General features: G+C 43.6%; 20 protein-coding genes. 16 read left to right on the top strand and 4 right to left on the bottom strand.

Going from position 1 to position 21,590, the window contains the following annotated elements; all coding sequences use genetic code 11:
- The first annotated feature begins 76 nt into the window (after positions 1–76).
- The 4 genes from NSQ20_RS15120 (at position 77) to NSQ20_RS15135 (ending at position 3,547) form a co-directional block, all read left to right on the top strand.
- Positions 77–829: a helix-turn-helix domain-containing protein gene (locus tag NSQ20_RS15120; protein ID WP_036670754.1), complete on the top strand. Its 753-nt coding sequence runs from the start codon at positions 77–79 to the stop codon at positions 827–829.
- A 127-nt stretch (positions 830–956) separates the two neighbouring features.
- Complete coding sequence (locus NSQ20_RS15125) at positions 957–2,120, top strand: MFS transporter (protein WP_076211793.1); 1,164 nt, start codon at positions 957–959, stop codon at positions 2,118–2,120.
- Positions 2,121–2,339: 219 nt separating this feature from the next.
- Positions 2,340–2,906, top strand: coding sequence for a sugar O-acetyltransferase (locus tag NSQ20_RS15130; protein WP_340032892.1), 567 nt, complete (start codon positions 2,340–2,342; stop codon positions 2,904–2,906).
- Between the two features lie 38 nt (positions 2,907–2,944).
- Positions 2,945–3,547 (top strand): sugar O-acetyltransferase, encoded by a 603-nt coding sequence (locus tag NSQ20_RS15135; RefSeq protein WP_340033031.1) that lies wholly within the window; start codon positions 2,945–2,947, stop codon positions 3,545–3,547.
- A 194-nt stretch (positions 3,548–3,741) separates the two neighbouring features.
- Here the strand turns inward: NSQ20_RS15135 and NSQ20_RS15140 are convergent, their stop codons facing one another.
- On the bottom strand, positions 3,742–5,175 hold the full coding sequence (locus NSQ20_RS15140) for a glycoside hydrolase family 1 protein (protein WP_340032893.1): 1,434 nt from the start codon (positions 5,173–5,175) through the stop codon (positions 3,742–3,744).
- Between the two features lie 157 nt (positions 5,176–5,332).
- On the opposite strand from NSQ20_RS15140, the gene NSQ20_RS15145 reads away from it, so the two are divergent.
- Positions 5,333–6,301 (top strand): LacI family DNA-binding transcriptional regulator, encoded by a 969-nt coding sequence (locus tag NSQ20_RS15145; RefSeq protein ID WP_340032894.1) that lies wholly within the window; start codon positions 5,333–5,335, stop codon positions 6,299–6,301.
- Between the two features lie 205 nt (positions 6,302–6,506).
- Complete coding sequence (locus NSQ20_RS15150) at positions 6,507–6,800, top strand: DUF3817 domain-containing protein (RefSeq protein ID WP_036608336.1); 294 nt, start codon at positions 6,507–6,509, stop codon at positions 6,798–6,800.
- A 79-nt stretch (positions 6,801–6,879) separates the two neighbouring features.
- On the opposite strand, the gene NSQ20_RS15155 is transcribed toward NSQ20_RS15150, so the two are convergent.
- Complete coding sequence (locus NSQ20_RS15155) at positions 6,880–7,017, bottom strand: hypothetical protein (protein ID WP_167350856.1); 138 nt, start codon at positions 7,015–7,017, stop codon at positions 6,880–6,882.
- A gap of 118 nt (positions 7,018–7,135) precedes the next feature.
- Here NSQ20_RS15155 and NSQ20_RS15160 point away from each other — a divergent pair, with 118 nt between their 5' ends.
- The 6 genes from NSQ20_RS15160 (at position 7,136) to NSQ20_RS15185 (ending at position 13,745) form a co-directional block, all read left to right on the top strand.
- Entirely contained in the window at positions 7,136–7,480 is a 345-nt protein-coding gene (locus NSQ20_RS15160; protein ID WP_340032895.1) for a thioredoxin family protein, read from the top strand.
- Between the two features lie 180 nt (positions 7,481–7,660).
- Entirely contained in the window at positions 7,661–8,683 is a 1,023-nt protein-coding gene (locus NSQ20_RS15165) for a LacI family DNA-binding transcriptional regulator (protein WP_017688676.1), read from the top strand.
- Positions 8,684–8,802: 119 nt separating this feature from the next.
- Complete coding sequence (locus tag NSQ20_RS15170) at positions 8,803–9,792, top strand: ABC transporter permease subunit (protein WP_200868492.1); 990 nt, start codon at positions 8,803–8,805, stop codon at positions 9,790–9,792.
- A gap of 15 nt (positions 9,793–9,807) precedes the next feature.
- The gene (locus tag NSQ20_RS15175; protein WP_017688674.1) at positions 9,808–10,695 is read left to right on the top strand and encodes a carbohydrate ABC transporter permease; all 888 of its coding nucleotides are present in this window, start codon (positions 9,808–9,810) and stop codon (positions 10,693–10,695) included.
- Positions 10,696–10,732: 37 nt separating this feature from the next.
- Entirely contained in the window at positions 10,733–12,376 is a 1,644-nt protein-coding gene (locus NSQ20_RS15180) for a sugar ABC transporter substrate-binding protein (protein ID WP_036670763.1), read from the top strand.
- A 22-nt stretch (positions 12,377–12,398) separates the two neighbouring features.
- Entirely contained in the window at positions 12,399–13,745 is a 1,347-nt protein-coding gene (locus NSQ20_RS15185; protein ID WP_036670764.1) for a glycoside hydrolase family 30 beta sandwich domain-containing protein, read from the top strand.
- Positions 13,746–13,862: 117 nt separating this feature from the next.
- On the opposite strand, the gene NSQ20_RS15190 is transcribed toward NSQ20_RS15185, so the two are convergent.
- Positions 13,863–14,270: a hypothetical protein gene (locus NSQ20_RS15190; protein WP_235193806.1), complete on the bottom strand. Its 408-nt coding sequence runs from the start codon at positions 14,268–14,270 to the stop codon at positions 13,863–13,865.
- 287 nt (positions 14,271–14,557) lie between these two features.
- Here NSQ20_RS15190 and NSQ20_RS15195 point away from each other — a divergent pair, with 287 nt between their 5' ends.
- Together NSQ20_RS15195 and NSQ20_RS15200 are read left to right on the top strand one after the other, a co-directional pair.
- Positions 14,558–15,550 (top strand): hypothetical protein, encoded by a 993-nt coding sequence (locus NSQ20_RS15195; RefSeq protein WP_156946113.1) that lies wholly within the window; start codon positions 14,558–14,560, stop codon positions 15,548–15,550.
- Between the two features lie 61 nt (positions 15,551–15,611).
- On the top strand, positions 15,612–16,697 hold the full coding sequence (locus NSQ20_RS15200; protein ID WP_051449723.1) for a glycoside hydrolase family 99-like domain-containing protein: 1,086 nt from the start codon (positions 15,612–15,614) through the stop codon (positions 16,695–16,697).
- A gap of 27 nt (positions 16,698–16,724) precedes the next feature.
- On the opposite strand, the gene NSQ20_RS15205 is transcribed toward NSQ20_RS15200, so the two are convergent.
- A complete protein-coding gene (locus tag NSQ20_RS15205; protein ID WP_036670768.1) occupies positions 16,725–17,570 on the bottom strand; it encodes an AraC family transcriptional regulator in 846 nt (281 codons plus the stop codon).
- A 122-nt stretch (positions 17,571–17,692) separates the two neighbouring features.
- Between NSQ20_RS15205 and NSQ20_RS15210 the strand changes: the two genes are divergently transcribed.
- The gene (locus NSQ20_RS15210; protein ID WP_036670770.1) at positions 17,693–19,153 is read left to right on the top strand and encodes an alpha-L-fucosidase; all 1,461 of its coding nucleotides are present in this window, start codon (positions 17,693–17,695) and stop codon (positions 19,151–19,153) included.
- A 282-nt stretch (positions 19,154–19,435) separates the two neighbouring features.
- Positions 19,436–20,944, top strand: coding sequence for an exosporium glycoprotein BclB-related protein (locus NSQ20_RS15215; protein WP_340032896.1), 1,509 nt, complete (start codon positions 19,436–19,438; stop codon positions 20,942–20,944).
- Positions 20,945–21,590: the final 646 nt, after the last annotated feature.

Consider the following 21,590-nt stretch of genomic DNA (forward strand, 5'->3'; position numbering starts at 1 on the left):
AAACTGGACATGGGAAGTTCATGCGTCTAAACTAGATAGACCAGACACACTAAGAAGGGATGCGCCGATCCAAACCATGTTGCAGAAATTCGGGTTTACACAATATGAAAGTCAGGTATACGAGGCTATATTTGCCCAGGATGAACCGCTTGATGCCACATCGATTGTTAATTACTCCAACGTTCCCAAAGCCAAAATCTATGAAGTGCTCAACCGTCTGATCGACAAGGGAACGGTGCTGACAACGATGGATGGGAAGAAGAAACTATATATGGCTGTGGATCTTCAATCTATTATTCATAAGATCAAGGCTGATTTTGAGAAAGATATTGAGGAATTGAAGAGTTACAAAATCAAACGTACATTCACCGATGAACATATCTGGACGTTAAAAGATGAGTCGTCCATCGCATCAAATATTGAACAGCTGATCGAGGAAGCTGATTCATCAATTCTTTTTCTGGCCTGGAATGAGCGAATGGAGAAATATCGTGAACTGCTGGAGCAGAAGGAAAAGCAGGGCGTGTACGTTGAAGTGCTTGCCGTTGGGGGAATGGAGACATCCTTAAACCGGATATACTCGTTGATTCCATTGCTTGATGCGCCAGAACCTTCACAGCTGCTTATTGTGGATCATGCGTATTTGCTGTTTGCCGGTGTGGAGCACGATTCATGGCGAGCGATCAAGACGATGTCCAAACCGATTGTCAAAGCGATGACTGATTATTTCTACCATGATGTTGCCCTTACTCAGATTACCAAAAAATACGGTGACCAACTGTTACAGGATGCTGAAATCGAGAAACTGCTCACCAGATTAATCTATTAAAACTATTCTCTTGGAGGATAGTTTTTTTGTTATATCTTTGTTTGAAAACAGTCATGAAAATAACTATTGAAACTTTCATTCTTATGGGTTACTATCGTAGTTGTAACTTTTTGAGGAGGATTCAAAAATGAATAAAAAAGTATATGTGCTTGCTATCGCAGCATTTGTGGTCGGAACCGTTGAACTGATCTTGGGCGGAATTCTGGACTTGATTGCTACGGATCTTCATCTTTCCCTAGCGAAAGCCGGGTATTTAATCTCTATTTTCTCACTTGTCTATGCGTTGTCTGCGCCGATTTTATTAAATATGACGGCCAGATTCGAGCGTAAAAAAGTATATATGTGTACGTTGTTTGTATTTCTGATCAGTAATCTGATCTCTGCATTTAGTTCCAGCTTTTATATGCTGATGGCGGGCAGAGCGCTCGGAGCCGCCACGGGCTCACTTATTTTTGTGCTCTCCCTGACCCTTGCAGCTCGCATTGTGGAACCACAGTATAAAGGACGCGCCGTGGGCATCATTACGATGGGAGGTAGTGCATCACTTATCCTGGGTGTACCTCTTGGAATCTTTGTAGGTAACTTGGCAGGCTGGCGTGAGGTGTTTATGTTGATCGCTATTCTCACAGCAGTGGTTATGGTGGCCATCTGGATTGCGATGGATCGTGTGCAGCCTATTCCTGCTGTATCCCTGAAGAAACAGCTTACGGCTCTGTGGAATCCAAAAATGTTGGCAATCCATGCTACAACTTTGCTTGTGCTTGCGGGTCATTTGACTTTATATGCGTATTTCACGCCATTCTTGCAAGAAACGCTGGGTGCCAGTGCGACGATGGTCACCTTTATCTATATGATGTTTGGAATCGCCGCTGTTGCAGGTGGAGGCATCGGGGGCATGTTATCCGATCGTCTGCATCCTGCTAAAGCCATTATCATTGTGCTGATTCCCTTTATCGTGAGTATGGCTGTCATTCCGTTCAGTGTGGGATTGCCTTTGATCGCCTTCTTACTGTTGTTAAGCATCTGGAGTGCACTGAGCTGGACCGTTACGCCTGTGCAGAATAGTCTCATTATCAAAACTTCGCCGGAAACAGCCGAAACGCTAATCAGCACCAACTCAGGTATTGCCCATGCAGGTATTGCACTGGGTACCTATATCGGCGGCATGGTGATCGATCATTCATCGATTCTGAACACCGGATGGGTTGGTTCTGTTCTGATTCTGCTTGGTTTGGTGACTGCCATCTATGCCATTAGCGTTAAGGAAAAAACCGTTCAGGCGGTTGCTTAGAATAAAGAAATTAGACAAAAAGCTTGAACCTCTGCATTCCCATAGTCTAATGGGTGTAGAGGTTTTTTTGCTGTTTCGCTAGAGTACGCGTCAGTAGAATAAACCATTTTCATATCGAGCAAAACTTGCTTTATTCATACTAATCTATATAATTAAAATAGTTTTTAAAAGTGTTGTTTAATGTTGCATTACATGATGTGTATTGAGGGAGCGGTGATCATGACTACGAAGACGGAAAAACAAAAAATGCTGGATGGCGAGCTGTACATGGCTTCGGATCTTCAATTGTCTGAGGACAGAGAGTATGCAAGGAAAATGACGCGAATGTTCAATCAAACGACGGAAACGGACGGTGAGCTTCGCACCAAGTTATTGAAGGAGCTGTTGGGATCTACAGGTGAACACCTGGGCATGGAACCTAATATTCATGTGGATTATGGATATAACATTCATGTAGGCAATCATTTTTATAGCAATTTTAACTGTACGATATTAGATGTGTGTGAAGTTCGTATTGGAGACCATTGCTTAATGGGACCAGATGTACATATCTATACGGCTACTCATCCACTCCATCCGCATGAACGCAATACGGGTGCAGAATATGGCAAGCCAGTCACGATTGGCAATAATGTATGGATTGGTGGTAGAGCCGTTATTAATCCGGGGGTTATCATTGGAGACAACGTGGTCATTGCTTCCGGGTCTGTGGTTACAAAGGATGTTCCCGATAATATGATCGTGGGCGGTAATCCTGCTAGAATTATTAGAGAGATTGAGCTTTAATTTATTTTAGATAGAAGATGGGAAGTGCTTACGAAATGATGACTGAAAAAGAGAAATCTCAATTAGGGCTCTTGTATAACGCCAATTATGATCAAGAGTTAATTCAAGAGCGTTTACATGCCAAAGGGCTTTGTTACGATTATAACCAGCTCCATCCAGCCAAGATCAATGAAAGAGAAGCGTTAATCAAGAAACTGCTGGGGAAAACGACGGATCGTTTCCTGATTGAACAGCCATTTGTATGTGATTACGGCTATAATATTGAAATTGGTGAGAACTTCTATAGCAATCATAATATTGTCATGCTGGATGGAGGAAAAATCAGTTTTGGAGATAACGTTTTTGTTGCTCCCAATTGCGGATTTTATACAGCAGGTCACCCTTATGATGTTGAGCAGCGCAATGAAGGTCTGGAGATCGTTGGACCCATCACGGTGGGCAATAATGTGTGGATCGGTGGCGGTGTGACAGTTCTTGCCGGTGTGACGATTGGAGATAATACGATCATCGGCGCAGGGAGCGTAGTGACCAAAAGTATACCTTCTGGTGTGATTGCTGCGGGTAATCCTTGCAGGGTCCTTCGCAAGATAACGGAAGAAGACAAAACCAAGTACAGCAGGGATGTAGTGAAGAACATCTAGTGAAGAATAAATAGTGAACAACGTGATCGTAGCTAATGAGAATGCCCGATGTGTATCATCGGGTGTTTCTTTTTGAAAATAAAAATAAAATCCCCCAGACAGAAAACATGCCAAGGTATCGTATGACCGACCACTTTTCATGTGATATGTCTGAGGGATAGAAGAAGGTATCTGTTACATTTGCTTAAAGATCCTTAACGCTGCAAACTTTTCCCGTTACTGCTGATCACTTCTTTGTACCAATGGAAGGATTTCTTGCGATAACGTTCGAGTGTTCCTGATCCATCGTCATGACGATCCACATAGATATAGCCATAACGTTTTTTCAACTGGGCAGAAGACGCACTGACAACATCAATGCAACCCCATGAAGTATAACCCATAATTTCAACGCCATCTTCAATGGCTTCGCCAACCTGAACCAGATGATCATTCAGATACTGGATTCGGTAGTCATCTTCAACTGTTTTCTCGCCGTCCGCATCCGTGATCAATTCATCAACAGCACCAAGACCATTCTCTACAATAAACAGTGGTTTTTGATAGCGGTCATAGAACATGTTAAGCACATAACGCAATCCTTGCGGGTCAATCTGCCATCCCCATTCACTTGCTGGCAGATAAGGGTTAGGTACACCCCCAAGCAGATTACCTTCACCTGCGATTTGTTTCTCCGGGTCTGCTGTCTGACAGATACTCATGTAATAACTGAAAGAAATGAAGTCTACCGTATTCAGCAACATTTCCTCGTCGCCAGCTTCCATCTGAATCTCGATTCCATTTTCACGGAAGTAACGTTTCATATAACCAGGGTAGCGACCTCTTACGTGTACATCACCGAAGAAATAGTTGCTATGCTCGAATTCCATGACTTTGATCATATCGTCCGGATTCGGTGTCAGCGGGTAGGTAGGCATACTGAGCATCATACAACCAATCTGTGCCGTAGGAATGATCTCATGACAGAGCTTCACAGCGGAAGCGCTGGCTACAAACTCATGATGGATCGCTTGATACAGATCTTGCTTGCTAAGCTTCTCCTTAGGTGTGTAGATACCACCACTCATGAATGGCGCTTCAAGAATCGAATTGATTTCGTTAAAAGTAAGCCAGTATTTTACTTTGTTTTTATAACGTTTAAATACGGCAGTTACATAACGCTCGTAGAATCCAACCATTTTTCGGTTAACCCAGCCGTCGTACTCTTTGGACAAGTGAAGAGGTGTCTCATAGTGGGATAGCGTAACCAGTGGTTCGATCCCGTATTTGTGACACTCGTCAAACAGATCGTCGTAGAATTGCAGACCTTCTTCATTTGGTTCCAGCTCGTCCCCTTTTGGGAAAATACGGGACCAGGCGATGGAAGTACGGAATACCTTGAAGCCCATCTCGGCAAACAGTTTCACATCTTCCTTGTAGCGATGATACAGATCGATACCGATCAGTTTCATGTTATCTTCGGTTGGTTCTTCCGTGATTGGACCCATGATGCCTTTGGGAGCTACATCCTGAGTAGATAATCCTTTGCCGCCTTGATTGTATGCACCTTCAGCCTGGTTGGCTGCAATTGCGCCACCCCATAGGAAATTTTCCGGGAATTGATAAGTATGATTTTGAGAGTTGCTCATGTGTATCGCTCCATTCATCAAATTGATTTTAAGATGATTCATATATGACATAAAAAAAGCTTAAACGTTGTAACGGGTTACACGTCAAGTTTTACTTTTGACCTCAAATTAAGGCATACTATTATTCTATAGTTCGTTAGCAAGAAGGGAGTCTCCGATGTCCAAGTTTGATGAAATTATGAAGCGGTCTGGTTACTCAAAAGCGACAGTGTCACGAGTGATTAACCATTCTCCGCATGTTAGTGATGAAGCAAGACAGATCATAACGGATATTATGAAACAGTTGAATTATATTCCCAACCGGAATGCGGTATCGTTATCGACAGGGCAAACAAAGCAGATTGGAATTGTGACCTCTACCACAGGTGAGATCATTCTTACCTTCATGAATCAATTCATTGATACAGCCATGGATTTTGGGTTTCAGACGATTATCTATACATCCCGTGGAGATCCGGAGATTGAATTGCAGGCGTTCGAAGATCTGCGCAGTAAACGAGTCGATGGGCTAGTTATTATTGCTTGTGTTAATGATCCTCGGAAATTAAAGGCGTATATGGAATACGGTCCGATTGTCTCCTGGCAGCGAATGGGGAATGACGAGATTCCGTCTGTTGCTATGGATCAGGCAGAAGGGTATAAGTTAGCTCTGGAGCATCTGGTTTCGAGAGGATACACCCGAATTGCAAATGCATTTGGCAGGGCTGAAAGTTTGAATACCCAGAGCCGCCGTGAAGCCTATGAATCTTTCATGAAGAGCAGAGGGTTGCATGTGTGGACTGAAGCATATCAATATTCCGTATTTAGCTCCTCCGATGGCGAAGAAGCGATGCGAAGAATGGCTGAGGGGCCAGAACTGCCACAGGCCGTATTATGTTCAAATGATTATGCAGCCATCGGCATTCTTAGTGAAGCACGCAGACGGAAAATTCAGGTACCGGAACAACTCGCCATTGTGGGGTTTGATGATATCGAGCTTTCCCGTGTTCTTGGAATCACGACCATACACAATCCGATTGCGGAGCAAGCCACCCAGGCTTTCCATCAATTGTGGGCCGTATTGGGTAAAACGGAGTTACAGACCGAACAGCTGACATACCAGCTGATTGAGCGTGAGACGACTTGAATCCGTAAGACCTGATGTGGGAATCTGGTTTTATGGATTCAATAATTATTCAAATTTGAAGCATCTTCGAATCGGACACATACGTTATACTGAATATGAGCTTCAGAACGACATATCTGTACAGAGATGTGGCGTGAGGTTTTTGTATCATGTTACAAGTTACATATTTCACAAACGATTAGCATGAAAGGTGAGAATGGACTTTATGAAGACAGTGACAGGCCGATTCAGAATTGCGGGCATATGGGAGGGTGTATCCTTACTTCTGTTGATTTTTATTGCTATGCCTCTGAAATATTTTGCAGATATCTCTTCCGCTGTAGCCGTAATGGGCATGATTCATGGTATTTTATTTCCTTTGTATCTTATTGCACTAGTGCATTTGGCTCTGGTCAAAAAGTGGAAGATAACACGCTGGTTAATGGGTGGACTCGCCGGTCTACTGCCGTTTGGTACTTTTGTATTCGAATCTTATCTTCGAAAGAGAGATTGGAAATAAAAATCAATAAGAATAAATGAAAGCAGGCGACTAATTCAGATGTTATCCGAATTGTCGCCTGTTACTTTCTGTACAAGTTCTACTTTACTGTACCTTGCTGACGATCGGACAATAAGCTGACTCCAATATCGCCAGAGGCATTCGACACAGGTGCATATGCTGAGAAGGAAGTAACAACTACCAGAGCAGTGAACAGAAATAAGAATGATTTTTTCATACCATAACCTCTTTCATATGGGGATATATTCCATTTGATTCTAACGCATATAGGCTACACTTGAAAAGAAAAAGTTTAAATGAGCAAGCTATTGAATGACTGAAAGGGTTGAGCTTCTATGAAAGATATTCATGAGTTAACATCCATAGAAATGGTTGAAGAAGTTATTCAACAACATGAATTGGTTTTTTTGTATGTATCTCGTCCAGAGTGCAGTGTATGTCACGCTTTACTTCCTAAGATCAGGATGTTGCTTGAACCTTATCCATCGGTATACCTGGGTCACATTAATGCTAATGAAGTGGAAGAGGTTGCTTCCAAGTTTCTTATTTTTACCGTTCCAACAATGATCATGCTTGTGGAGCAGAAGGAATATATTCGAGCAGATCGTTTTGTTCGCTTGGAACGTCTGGAAGAGCAGTTGCAACAGATTCACTCCATGTATATCCAAGATGAGGAATAGAAAGCTAAACCTTCATGAACGGCGGCTCATACATGAGCCGTTTTTTTGCGCCCGCAGTGGCCTATAGCTATGAATAAAGTATATGATGCCTGAACTCGCAAATTAAAGTGTTGCCATGAAAACGGTTTTATGATAATTTAAACATTATAAAAACGTTTTTATAGTAAAGGAACAAAACTTATGGCAAAGATAACGATTAAAGATGTAGCAAGGGAAGCGGGCGTATCCATATCTACGGTCTCCAACGCCTTGAATGGTGTGGATGTCTTGAACCCGGAGACGAAATCACATGTTCTTAAGGTGGCAGAGCGTTTAAATTATGTGCCCAATCTGAATGGCAAGCTATTGAAGTCCGGTCAAACCAAAATGCTCGGTTTTTTCACCACAAGTGTATCAGGTCCGTATTTCTATAAGCTGGTTGAGTCAATGTCTCGCGAATGTGATCGTCTTGGGTATGGTTTGAATGTATTTGTGACCAAGGATAAACACGTTATTATGAGTAATATTTTGGGTCGGCGGGTGGATGGTGTCATTATCTACGAAGAGCTTCGGATTGATGAGCAAGATATTATCGCCATGGAGAAAGACAAGATCAAGGCGGTTTTTCTGGATCGGGTCTATCAGAGTGATACGATGGGAAGTGTCATTTTTGACTCGTACGTGGCGGCTTATGAAGCTACCAAGTATTTAATTGGGCTGGGGCACAAGAAAATTGCTTATATTTCGGGTGTGGACACGATGTTTGACAGTGTGCAGCGTAGAGACGGCTATTTGGCTGCCTTGCATGAATACCAGCTTCCAATCGATGAAGATTACATTATACAAGGGTATTTTGAGGAGGAGAGCACGTATAGTGCGATAAAATCTTTTCTTCATTTGCACCCCGGCAAGCGACCTGATGCATTTCTTGCAGGGAATGACTTGAGTGCAATTGGCTGTATGCATGCGTTGAAGTCTGAGGGCTTTGAAGTGCCTCAAGATGTTAGTGTCGTGGGTTTTGACGATATTGATATCGCACAGTATTTTTCTCCACCACTCACAACGGTAAGAAATCAAATTGCAAGACAGGGTATCCTGGCAATCAATCAACTGGTGGGTATGATTAAGGAGAAAGAACAAGGGGCTGCGCAAAAATTGGCGGGTGAGCTGGTGGTTAGAGGTTCAAGCCATGTGAAGATCGACCGGAAAGACTACCGTACATAAGTTGACTCAGCTTCTTCTCCGGTCTTTTTTTACATAAATAAAAACAAAGGGGTTTTTTATGTCGAAAAATAAAAACGTTTTTATATAAATGTATGTATGATGGAGGGGAGTAAAAAAACGTGGATAAATTAGCCGTAGAGACATCAACCGGTAAAAATGCGATCAGTCCCAATGGGAAGAAACCCATCGGACAACGGATTAAAGAATTCATAGTCGATTATCGGAGACAATGGGAGATTCAATCGATGATTATCCCAGGCATTATCTTTATGATTATTTTCTGTTATATCCCGATTTACGGTTTGACAATTGCCTTCAAAAATTACACGGTCATTGATACGCTGGCTACCGCTCCTTGGGTAGGGCTGGATAATTTCAGAATCATTTTGTCAGACAAATATTTCTGGGATGCGGTCGTGAATACGCTGGGGATCAGTTTTTTGAAATTAGGTATTGGGTTTGTCATTCCGATCATTCTCGCAATCATGATCTACGAGTTAAACAGCGGACGATTCAAGAAGTTTGTGCAAACGGTTTCATATTTACCTCACTTTTTGTCTTGGATCGTACTTGGGGGAATGCTGATCACCTGGTTTTCGACAACGGGCTTATTTAATCAGTTGTTACTTAGCCTGGGAGTGATCTCGCAACCGCAGAACATCTTGCTGGATGCAGGCAAGTATTGGTGGATTGCTACGTTATCGGATATTTGGAAAGAAGCAGGTTGGGGAACGATTCTGTATCTGGCGATCATGGCAAAGATTGACCCAACGTATTATGAAGCTGCCAAAATTGATGGTGCAAGCCGTCTTAGACAGATCTGGAATATCACATTGCCCAATATGAAATCAATCATAAGCCTAAATCTGATTTTAACTGTAAGCGGTTTATTAGGGTCAAATCTGGATCAGACCCTGGTTCTCATGAACTCCCAGAACCGCGATAAAGCGGAAGTCATCAATTCGTACGTCTACCGTATGGGGATGTCTCAGGGTGACTTTTCATATGCAACGGCCGTTGGCTTGGGTGTCTCCATCATCTCTGTCATTCTGCTCGTCACGGCAAACAAAATCACAAGCAAATTAAACGATAATCAATCTGTGTTGTAGAAGGAGGCATCCCGCGTGAATGGAAAGGTGGCAAAAGAAGATCTTGATAGTCGGATCTTTGATACCTTAAATATGATTTTGTTAATCATCTGTACGATCGTTATTCTGGTTCCGCTCTGGAATGTCATCATCTCTTCCTTTAGTTCAGGCAAAGCGTTGGCGGAAGGTGGGTTCATCTTCTGGTCACCGGAATTCTCGCTGGAGAATTACAGAGCGGTATTCAATGATCAGGGCATCTGGCAGGCCTTCTTCATATCGGTGTCCAAAACAACGATTGGCGTTGTTACACATGTGTTCTTTTGTGCCATGGTTGGTTACGGTCTGAGCAAAAAGTACATAAGAGGCCGTAAATTATACGTTGCCATGGGTGTTATTACAATGTTCTTCTCCGGTGGCATGATCCCGACGTATCTGTTAATCAAATCACTTGGCCTGCTTAACAGCTTCTGGGTGTACATTATCCCGGCGTTATTCAGCTTCTATGATGTCGTGATTCTGATGAATTTCTTCCGGAATGTCCCGGATTCTCTGGAAGAATCGGCCAAGATTGACGGCGCAGGCGATTGGCATATTTTCCTGAAAATCTTCATTCCACTCTCCATGCCTGCCATGGCTACGATTGCGCTATTTAATGGGGTGGGGCAATGGAACGACTTTATGACAACCAAGTTATATATTACCGATCAGTCACTGTATCCACTTCAGATGATGTTGTACGAGATTATCGTACAGTCACAGACACAATCCATGCAAAATGTCGGGGGTTCAGCTGTTATTGAAACAACGACCAAAGGCGTGCAGTTGGCCACCATTGTCATTACAACACTCCCTATCGTGCTGATCTATCCCATCGTTCAGAGATACTTTATCTCGGGAATGATGCTCGGAGCAGTCAAGGAATAGGAGCAACAAATACCCCATTTTGAGGAGGAACAAAAATATGTTGAAGTTGAATAAGGCATCAGGCAAAAAAGGGATTAAATTGCTCGCAACACTGCTCACAGCCGTACTTATGATTACAGGTTGCAGTGGTGGATCGGGTGGCTCTAGTGAAGGGAACTGGGTATCCATTGAAGATCGTTATACGGTCGACCCGGAAAAGCCAGCTTGGCAGTTGGATAAAAAGGAAGAGGCTACCGACCTGACATGGTACGTCAATGCGGACTGGTGGAACACTGATTTTGGCAAGGACATTGTTACCAAGAAAATCAAAGAGGATCTGAACATCAATATTAAATTCATCACAGGTGATGATACCAAGTTAAACACCTTTTTCGCAGGTGGAGATATGCCTGACTTGCTGACCGTATTTGACTCGAATTCTCCTGTGGTACAAAAAGCTGCAACTTGGGCGATGCCGCTGAACGATCTGGCGGAAAAATATGATCCTTACTTCAATAAAGTTGCGGCTGCCGATACATTGAACTGGTTCCAATTGGCGGATGGTAAAACCTATGGTTACCCGAACTATTCCAATACACAAGAGGATTATGATAGCGGTAACATTCCTGCCAAAACGGCATTTATCATTCGTAAAGATGTGTACGAAGCTTTGGGTAGTCCGGTCATTGGAACGCCAGAAGAATTCCAGAATGTGATGAAACGAATTAAGCAAGAGTTCCCTGCGCTGATTCCATTCGGCTTTAATGCCGTAGGAGAAGGAACGGGTTCACTAGGGGATACGTTACAAGATTTCATCGGTGTTCCGTTGGAGACCGAATCAGGAGAATTCTATGATCGCAATCTGGATGAAGATTACCTCACGTGGTTGAAAACATTGAACACCGTGTATAGAGACGGCAATATCAGTGATGACAGTTTTGCCGATGATGGAACCGCTTTTGAAGAAAAAGTGAAGTCCGGTAAATATGCGACGATGCTGCTTGACGGTACACCTCAACAAGGAGGAAACTTGCAAATCTACATGAGTGCGAATCCAGGCAAAGAATATGTTGCTATCGATGGACCGCAGAGCACCAAAGGTAATGCACCAACATTGAATCAATCCGGAATAACCGGGTGGATGATCAATTTCATTTCCAAGGACTGTAAAGATCCGGCCAAGGCCATTCAGATATTCACATACTTGCTGAGTGAAGAAGGACAGACACTTATGAATTACGGGATCGAGGGGGAAACCTACCAAACCAAAGCCGACGGTAGTGTAGAATTGCTGCCAGCAGTGAAAGACCTGCAACTCAATAACGCGGATCAATTCAAAAAGGATTATCGGATGGGTGAATTTATGTTCTTCGGTCATGACCGCCACAAAGCACTCAGTGCAGATGCTTTTCCGGAAGCGATTAAACAGATGCAAGAGTGGGGCAAAGGCAAGCTGAAACCACACTTCATTCTGGAGAATATTAGCCCGGATCAAGGTACACCTGAAGCTCGTGCGTTGTCAGCAATCAATACGAAGTGGAATACAACGCTGGTCAGTATGGTACGGTCCAAGGATGATGCCTCGTATAACAATGCACTGGCTTCTTACAAGTCATTTTTAGGTGAGAACCGTTGGGAAGAGATTGTGAAGGTACGCAGTGAAAAGATGAAACTGAACAAAGAGAAACTAGGCGTTCAATAATAGAAATACAAAGGAGAATCCTATGACTACATTCAAAATGTACAAATCCACGGGTGAAGAAGAGTTATTCGTATCTCTATCCCAGGAGCAATTGAAACCACTGGATACTGATAAGGAGACAACGACGATCCATCTGGATGATCAGCTAACGTATCAGGAGATGGACGGATTTGGTGCTTCTTTTACCGATTCATCTGCCTATTTGATTAACCAAATCTTGAGTGAGGAGCAGCGTGATGAGGTCATGACCAGGCTTTTCCATCCGGAGAAAGGGATTGGGCTGTCGGTCATCCGTAATCCGATGGGCGCTTCGGACTATGCGAGAACGATATACAGTTACAACGATATGCCAGAACAGCAGACAGACCCGGAATTAACCCAATTCAGCATTATACATGATGAAGGGGACGTTATTCCTTTAACGCAAAAGGCGTTGGCATTGAACCCTGAACTGAAGCTGTTTGCTTCACCATGGAGTGCACCCGGCTGGATGAAAACGAGCGGATCCATGATCACTGGACAGCTGAAGGCTGAATGGTATCCCGTTTATGCTGAATATTTTGTGAAATACATTCAAGCATATGGCAAGCATGGATTACCCATCCATGCCATTACACCACAGAATGAGGCGCTTTATGAACCCGGGCACTATCCGGGTATGTTGATGCCAGCCGAGGCCCAAGCAGATTTTATCAAAAATCATCTCAAACCAGCCTTTGTGCAAAACGATATTCAAACCAAAATTCTCTGTTACGATCACAACTGGGATCAACCGGACTATCCACTGACCGTGCTGGAACAAGCGGGAGAGGAAGTGGATGGTGTAGCCTGGCATTGGTACGGGGGCGATGCTTCTGCTCAAACGAAGGTTTATGAAGCTTTTGCAGGGAAAGAAGTGCATTTCACTGAAGGTTCGGGTGGAGAGTGGATTCCGCCATTTGAGCAAGCTTTCTCAAATGTGATGCGAACGGGAATTCAGATTCTTCGCAATTACAGCAAGTCCTTTGTACTTTGGAATATGGCACTTGATGAGAACAACGGGCCAACCGTTCCTGGATTTGGCCGCAGTACGTGCCGTGGGATCGTACAGGTGAATCAGCAAACAAAGGAACTTACGTATACGCTTGATTATTATGCTCTGGCACATTTCAGTGCTGTGATCCGTCCGAAGGCTGTTCGGATCGAATCAATATCCAGTGATGATGGAATTTGTTCTGTGGCTTTTAAAAATGCCGATGGTTCCGTAGCTTTAGTCCTCTTCAATGATGGAGAGGAGACGGGCAACATACAGGTTAAGCTGCGCGACGATGTATTGATGCAGTTTCAGCTGGAAAGCAAGAGTGTCTTGTCCGTATTGATCACAGATTAATAAATAAATAGATGGAGTTATAAGTAGGCTTCATCAGAAATGAAACCAAAAGAAGCGATATCCGGAATGTACTCGGATATCGCTTCTTTTGGTGAAATTCATCTATTCAGGGTTATATTATACGGGCTGAATAGCGAGATGGGGTGTCCCACTACTCTCATCAACGAACAGTATATATTGGTTGCCAGCTGTCCCTGTTAAGACCAGACCGGGTTGACCTGCAACACCAGGATTGTAATATCTGAATTGTTGCAAAACGGGGAGGGAGACTGGAAGAGTAGGTTGATTAAGTGCCATTAATTGTGTAGCGGCCTTAACGCTATCTCCAGCTTCAATCACTCCGCCTACACCCAAATGGTTGACAATCGAGGAGCTGGCGTTGATTTGAAGGCTGCCTGTTATGGTCTGACTGCCATTGACGTTTAGATCGACACCAACGGTTTGATTACCATTAACTTGCAGATCTTGGTTAATGGTCTGATTACCGGTGACAAGGATGCTATCAAAAGTTGGCAAAGATATCATCTCCTATACAGTATTCATATATTCTATGAGGACAAGATCTGGAATGATCCGGGTGGCCACACATTATATACTTGGGATAAAGCCCCTTTTGCAAAAAAAGAGTTAGCGAAACACTATGTCATGCATATTGTAGGCAGAGAATGTTTTCGTATGGAACGGGAGGGTTTGCTATCCAAAAGAAGTCAAAAATGCAGGTTAAGTCCACGAAAAAGAAACGTTCAGTTCATGATGCGAACCGGTTATTCCTGAGACAGATGAATGTGGTTCTGAACAGGAAACTCAAATCCATGCGTAAACATATGGAAGTACAGCAATTGGAACTGAATCAGCAATGGCTGAAAATGATGCAGGTGGGAAGCATACCTACCCGAGAAGTACCAAAAGTGATCTATAAGGAGTTAAATGTGCTTCTTATCACTCCTTGTAATGACCGAGAAATGTCATCACATTGTGTCCTGATTGAACAGAGTCTGAAACATCTCGTGAGAAATGTGAATGAGATTAAATATATCGAAACCGTGTCAGCCTGTTTGTCTTCCTATGATGTTGACCTGATTATGGTTATCGGAAGCCGAGAAAACTTGCCGGATGAGAATATTACAGCATTAAGGACATCCACCGTGAAAAAGGCCATCTGGTTGTCTGCCGATCAACAAGTGAATCAAAGCGAAACTATTCTACCGATTTTTGATCACGTGTTTACACAACATTCAACCCAAATAAGCGATGATCAGCATCATATGGGAAGCACTGGTAGTCATGAACTGTTCATGCCACCTGATCCACATATATTCTGTCCGCAAGCTGTTCCCTCGGAGTACGAATCGGATGTTTATATCATCGGGGATGCAGAATCGGATGGCATCGTCAACGCTGTTGCCAAATCGGGTCTTTTGGATAACAAAAAGGTTCGGGTAGATGGAAAGGGTTGGGCACAGATCGGGGATTTCAAGCCTGTTCATACGAATGAAGCTCGTCAGATGTTATATAACGGAAGCAAACTGGTTATTCATCGTGGCGAATCAATCAAAAACGTGATGGAAATTGCCGCATGTGGGACGTTTCAACTCATAGGACCATCTGTGAATCAGAGCAACGTGATTGACCTTAGTAACTTTCAACAATACAACTCTTGTGAAGAGCTCACTCAGAAGTTTGAACTTTACTGGCATAGTGTTGATGCAAGGAGACTGGCCGCTAGCCATGCTCTGGCATACATGAAATATAATCAATCCCATCTACAAAAAACATTGCGACTGCTGGATATCATTTTCATATAAATCATCCCAAAAATCACAGGAGCGTAGGCTGCATCATGTTGCTGCATTGGAGGAGTTCTGATTGAAGGTAATTGCTCTGCATCTGCCCCAATTTCACCGGATTGAGGAGAACGACCGATGGTGGGGGGACGGTTTTACCGAATGGACGAATGTAAAAAAAGCCGCGCCTTTATATTCGGGTCATCATCAGCCTAAACAGCCATTTCAGGGGAAATATTATGACCTTTCCGATCCAGATGTACGAAAGTGGCAAGCGGAAACGGCTAAACAGCATGGCATTTATGGATTTTGTTATTATCATTATTGGTTCAAAGGCAAGCGTTTGCTGGAAAAACCAGTGAATGAAATTTTGGATAGTGGGGAGCCTGATTTTCCTTTTTGTTTGTCTTGGGCCAATGAGACATGGACAAGAAAATGGGATGGGCAAGAATCCGATATTCTCATGGCCCAGAATTATGGGGATCGAGAGGATTGGGAAGAACATTTCAATTATTTGGTAAAAGTATTTAAGGACAAACGATATATTCGAGTGGAAGGTAAGCCGTTGTTTGTGATCTATCGACCAGCCAGTATTCCGCAATGTGAGGAAATGATTCAGTTTTGGCGTGAATTGGCTTTGAAGCATGGCCTGAAAGGGATTCATTTTGTGCAGACCATTGGTGGATTCCCTACATTTAATCGTCAGGTCTTTGATGCGAGTATGGAATTTGAACCGCATTATACGTTTGCACATGGACATATGAATGGAATCTGGATCGAAATGAACATCAAGGGACAGCAGCATATTGCTGTGAATTACGACAAGGTATGGTCCTCCATTCTCGAACGAACACCACACCGTAACGGAGAAATTGTCTATCCAGGTGCTTTTGTCAATTGGGATAATACACCGCGGAGAGGTGTTGACGGACAGAGTACGCTCGGGGCCACCCCAGAGAAGTTTGGGCTGTATCTGTCCAGACAGATGGAACGAGCGAGGACGCTGTACAAAAGTGAATATCTTTTTGTTAATGCCTGGAATGAGTGGGCGGAAGGGGCATATCTTGAGCCGGATCAAAACTATGGTTATGCTTATTTGAGCGAACTCAAGAAAGTAACTCAGCATGAATCGAACAGAAACAAGTCTATAGGAGGGAGTTCCGAATGAGGGAACTCTCTCTTTGCTTTGGCTTATTTATAGACCATGTTTCGTTGTAAGTACCGTTTGTTGTTTGCGGTATTCCGTTGGAGTTAACCCTGTATGCTTTTTGAACTGTCTGGAGAAATAATACAAATCACTGAAACCGAGATGCTCGGCGATGGTGGTTATTGTGTTCGGGGTGCACGCCAGCAACTCCTTGGCCTTATCGATTTTTTTGCCAGTAATATAGAGGATCGGAGGAACTCCGATCTGCTGCTTGAAGAATCGAATGAAATAATTCGGATGCATGTAGGCGATCTGGGCCAGATCCTGAACCGAAATATTCTCTTCGATGTTGGAATCAATATAAGCCAGAATGGTGGACAGTTTCTCCATGACAGGCACGTTAATAAAAGAGATCTGATCCAGATCCAGATTCATTATATAGTGAGACAGTAGCTCGGTTAGTTTGCTCTTGGCCATCATATGGCCATAGACTTCATCGGATTTTGCATATGTAAGGATACTGCTGAAGATTGCTTGAATCAACTCAGGTTGATCTATCGTACAGATGTGTGGGAATTTCAGAATTTGGAACAGATTGATTCCACCAACCTTCGCGCTAAAGTGACACCAATATTTGAGAAAAGGACTTTCATTAATGGCAGAGTAAGACTGTTGGATCCCCTCTGGCATTAAAATAAGTTGATTAGGTGCAGGGTAATACTCCTCATCCCCAATTTTGAGCCAACCTTCACCTTCGCATATGAAATAAAACTTGCTGTAATCGGGCGTGTAATCCAGATCCCGCCAATCCGTATCACACCGATTGTAATTGACCATGAATAATTCGACTTGGAGATTGGACAGGTAGTTCGTAAGCAAAGTTTGGTGATTCATACTTTTCATCTCCATACAAGGTTATTATTGTCCATCTAAAAGTTAGTGTTCTGCATGTCTATCTTTCGGCCGTAGCACTACAATACAACTACAGACAATAACAGAAGGGATGAGAACATCTCATGGACAAAAACGAATATTTGCAACATATTGAAGCAACGATTGAGAGCGGTAAATTCAAGGACAACTGGAGTTCGCTTAGCACCTTCCAAGTACCCGAATGGTACCCAAAAGCGAAATTCGGCATATTCATTCACTGGGGGCTATATTCTGTACCGGCCTATGATAGCGAATGGTATTCGCGAAATATGTACATACAAGGCACCAAAGCTTATGAACATCACCTTGAGGTGTATGGACCTCATAAGGGCTTTGGATATAAAGACTTCATTCCGATGTTTCGTGCAGAGAAGTTCGATGCAGACGAATGGGCAACGTTATTCAAACAGGCTGGAGCCAGATATGTTATGCCTGTGGCTGAGCACCATGATGGTTTTCAGATGTACAAAAGCTCTATCTCTCACTATAACACATATGAAATGGGCCCCAAACGGGATCTTCTGGGTGAGATGAAGGTTGCATACGAGAAGCAGGGGCTGACATTATGCGTGTCGTCTCACCGCGCCGAGCACTGGTTCTTCATGTCTCACGGGAAGGAGTTTGATTCAGATATTAAGGAACCCCTGGAGCGTGGGGATTTCTATTGGCCTGCCATGCCTGAACCCAAGGATCACTTCGACTTGTATGACTCACCTCCAACCGAGGAGTATCTGGAGGACTGGTTGATTCGCTGCTGTGAACTGGTCGATCAATATCAGCCAAAGGTCTTTTATTTTGATTGGTGGATTCAAACGGTTGCTTTCAAACCCTATCTTAAAAAATTTGCTGCCTATTATTATAACAAAGGCGAAGAATGGGGCGTGCCTGTTGCTATCAATTATAAACATGAGGCCTACATGTTTGGTAGTGCCGTTCCGGATGTGGAGCGGGGACAGTTCGCTGAGCTTAAGCCCTATTTTTGGCAAACGGATACAGCTGTTGCTAAAAACTCATGGTGTTATACGGAAAATAATAACTATAAAACGGCTGAAGAGATCATTCGGGATCTCGTCGATATTGTAAGCAAAAACGGAAATTTACTGCTGAACATTGGGCCCAAAGCAGACGGCAGCATACCGGAAGAAGATCGTGAGATTTTGCTGAGCATTGGCAAGTGGCTGGAAGTGAATGGGGAAGCGATCTATGACACGTCATTCTGGCGTACGTTTGGTGAGGGTCCGACAGAGGTGAAGGAAGGGCAATTCACGGATGGGGATACGAAGATATTTACGAGTGAAGATATACGGTTTACGTTAAAAGAAAGTACTCTGTATGCCACGGTTCTTGCCTATCCAGATAACGGGGTGGTGCAGATTAAATCCCTGAAGGAAAATTCTCATCATTTTCAAGGGGTCATTCAAGATATTCAGGTACTTGGTTACGAGGAACAACCGAAATGGGAGAGAACAGCGGACGCACTGACAATCACAACGACAACTGTGAAAAGTAATGCGCCTATTGTTTTCAAAATTAAATTGGACTAATCAACAAAGATAAATTAAATACTGTAAATATAAAAAGGGCGCATCCAGGAGTATTGTACTCATCGGATAGCGCTCTTTTGGTTGGGCTATATATAGGGCTGACTTCCATGCAAAATCCTCTCCGTGATAATGGAGGTTTCTCCAAGATGAAACTGTAATTCGGAAATTCACTTATATAATAATCACGAAATTCTTGCTTGCTAATATACTGATATCATCAAACCAGTGATGTTCGCCTGTAATGGATTGATTGAGACTCACTAAGGAGGATCTGCTAAAAAGATGAAACCAAAGAAACGCATCAGATATGGTTGGAGCGGATTTAAGAAAAAAAAAGCTGAGGACTGTGACCATCCCCAAGAGCAGCACAAAGAACACCATCACGAGCACCATCATAACCACCACAATCATCATCACAATAACCACCATCATAAGTGTTTTGACAAAGAAGCCGAATTCCTTCTCAAATTAATTGGTGAGTTGAAAGGAGCAATTGTACAGGTTTTTGCGAATCCCTCGCCTCACAATGTTTCACTTCTGATTGAGGTACTGCGTAAATTACTGGCTCTGGTTCATTGCTCGGATTTGAAAAAGGGAACCAAGGCAGATCTCGAAGCGATCTTGGAGCTTACCATTGTATCTGCAGAGGCCGTTCCATTTTCTCCGATCAGTGTGGGAACCAATTTGCAGCAATTGCTGGATGTGCTCCTATCTGTCATTTTACAGGGGAATATCGATTCGGCTGAGAAAGATCAACTGGTCATTTTGATTCGGGCGACCGAATTGGCAATCACAACAGGGCTTAGAAACATAGGCAGTCAAGGTCCGGCAGGACCTGCAGGACCAGCGGGTCCTCAGGGCGTACCTGGTCCACAAGGCCCGGCTGGCGTTGCTGGTGCTCAGGGTGGTGTAGGTCCAGCTGGTACACCGGGAGCTGCTGGTGCCCAGGGACCCGCAGGTGCGACAGGTGTTACTGGCGCAACGGGTGCGGCAGGCCCAGCAGGTGGCGCAACAGGAGCGACAGGTGTAACGGGGAGTACAGGAGCTGTTGGGGCAGCGGGCGTTACAGGAGCAACAGGTGATCCTGGCGTAGCAGGAGCCACCGGAGTCACAGGGAATACGGGTGCAGCTGGACTTGCGGGAGTCACCGGGGCAACGGGTGTGACAGGAGATACGGGTGCAGCCGGAATTGCAGGGGTAACCGGGGCTACCGGCGCAACTGGGATTGCGGGAGTAACTGGCAGCACTGGTGTTACTGGGGCTACGGGTTCTGGAGCCATCATACCGTTTGCTTCTGGCGGACCTGCCATATTAACAACGATTCTTGGTGGACTGGTTGGAACGACAAGTCTTATCGGTTTCGGCAGCTCGGCAACAGGAGTCAGCATTCTGGGTGGCACGATTGATTTAACGGGAACGATTGTCGGACCACTCATTAACTTTGCGTTCTCTGTCCCACGGGATGGCGTTATAACTTCGATTGCTGCCTATTTCAGTACCACAGCAGCCTTGGCCTTGGTCGGTTCAACGGTGACCATCACTGCGCAATTATTCAGTTCACCTACTCCTGATAATGCATTTACTGCGGTTCCGGGGGCGGTCGTTACACTGGCACCTCCACTCACCGGTATTATTGCTTTGGGTAGTATCTCCAATGGCATAACAACCGGATTGACTATACCTGTGACTGCACAGACACGTCTGCTACTGGTGTTCTCGGCAACGGCAGCCGGACTCACACTTGTGAATACGGTTGTCGGGTATGCAAGTGGCGGCGTGAACATTACATGATGAGATATAAATTTTGAGATGAACGACATGAGAGTTCTCATGTCGTTCTTTTTCTTGATTTGAAATTTTGAGTGTCAGGTCTTGGTTATATAGAACTACTAAAAACTATTATTCATCAAAAAAAATGCATGAATACGAAAAATAAGCTGAAATACGTAAGCGACATCAGACACATAAAAGCATTAAATAGACTTATTTTCTATAATTTTCAATAAAGTGCTTGTATATATCGAATAATGATTTTATACTATACCAATAAAATCCAATTAAATTCCTAATCGACTATTATATGTAATTAAAATGTTTAACTACTCACTCGAATCACGATCGAAAGTCATATCCACCACTCCTTAGCAAGCGTTCTGCTAACGCTCCAGATTACCCTTCCACATGAATGCTTACAGACATTCACTCTCATTGGATTATTCAAACACCCAAACTATTCACTCACATAGTTTAATCCGATTCATTCAATCTCCTAAACTTCCAAGTAAAAAATCATAGACTGATCTGTTATCTCTTCTGACTCATATTGATCCCTAACCAGACCTGTAAAGGAGGTGAGGCTTTATGTGAAATCCAGGGTATCTATTTCGTACGCAATAAAGGTTATTTTACCGTTTCATTCTGCAGAGAAGGGCATATG

This window comes from Paenibacillus sp. FSL K6-1122, from assembly GCF_037977015.1.
GTDB classification, from domain to species: Bacteria; Bacillota; Bacilli; order Paenibacillales; family Paenibacillaceae; genus Paenibacillus; species Paenibacillus amylolyticus.